The 1,374-nt window shown below is 45.4% G+C and carries 1 protein-coding gene; it reads left to right on the forward strand.

The genetic code is table 11. The annotated features are described in order from the left end of the window. Positions 1-122: 122 nt before the first annotated feature. Positions 123-1,355: a transposase gene (locus WFH18_RS17410; RefSeq protein WP_004730312.1), complete on the forward strand. Its 1,233-nt coding sequence runs from the start codon at positions 123-125 to the stop codon at positions 1,353-1,355. The last annotated feature ends 19 nt before the right edge of the window (positions 1,356-1,374 follow it).

Here is a 1,374-nt window from a genome sequence, read left to right on the forward strand (position 1 = left end):
GGCATAGGTATCTACACAATTCCTGAACTTTGCGTTAAATTGAAGAGCATGCTCTTCAATTTAACATCTCTGGCCTGGATCAGCGTCTTGTCAAGCGCTATAACAGCCTTGTAAAGCTCAATATGAACCCTCTTGCTTCACTTGCTCCGGCAATCAAAGACCTGGCTTCTGCCCAAAAGTCGAGTTTCGCAACCACACAAGCGGTCTGGCGATTCCTGAATAATGACAAAATCTCTTTTAGTCAGTTAAACCAGCCAATTGAACATCTTGCATGTGAACAGATCAAGGCATCACCGCATCAATATGCATTGATTGTTCATGACTGGTCTCAGCTACAGTATGTGAAACACCATCATAAAATTCAGCGCCTGCAAAGAACCCATCAATATGATTCAGGCTATGAATTGCAAAGCAGTCTGCTGGTTGATGCAGCCTCGGGACTACCTATTGCGCCACTGGCGCAGACACTATCAGATGCCTCAGGCTGCTATTCCACATTCAGTCAACACTCTGCTGGGCGCAAATCTCATCTAGATTCACTTACCGAACAAATCAAAGTGATTGAACAATATCCCATTGAGAAAACATGTGTTCATATCATTGATCGTGAAGGTGACTCCATTGCCCACCTAAGGGAAATGAGCAGCCAGGGTTTTAAATGGCTGATTCGGGCGAAAGAAGGCCATCGAATTGAGCATCAGGGCAAAACATGCAAAGTTGCAGAAGCCGCAGAACGAGTAGAAACGCAGCAGGTCCAGCCGATTGCCTATAAAGGAAACCGGCATATGTTGCATGTGGGAGAAACTGCTATCCGGATAACACGTGCAGCAAAACCGAAGAGAAATGACGATTCAGGCCAACGGGTTGCTCCCCAGCCAGGGAGTGCGATTGAAGCCAGATTAATTGTTGCCGTAGTGAAAGATGATCAGGATAAGACCGTCGCAAGATGGTCACTAATCAGCAATGTTCCATCAGAGATTACTACGGTAGAGATGACGACCTGGTATTACTGGCGCTGGACAATTGAATGCTATTTCAAGCTGCTCAAGCAGGCAGGTCATGATATTGAAGCATGGCTTCAGACCAGACCTGAAGCCATTTTAAGGCGGTTACTGATTAGCTGTATGGCTTGTGTTTTAACTTGGCGAATCCAGCGTTCTGAAGATGAACACCATCAGAAAATTCGTGTATTTCTCACCCGTCTTTCAGGTCGGCAGCAGAAAAGAGGTAGGTTGGAAAGTGCACCTGCCTTATTGGCAGGGCTTTCGATTTTACTGAACACTCTTCAACTGCTCTCGGAATATTCAATAGATGAACTCAATGAGATAGCCACAATGGCATTAGGTATCTCATAGATGTGTAGATACCTATGCC

It is taken from the genome of Acinetobacter sp. USHLN143 (assembly GCF_037145695.1).
In the GTDB taxonomy this organism is placed as follows: Bacteria; Pseudomonadota; Gammaproteobacteria; order Pseudomonadales; family Moraxellaceae; genus Acinetobacter; species Acinetobacter fasciculus.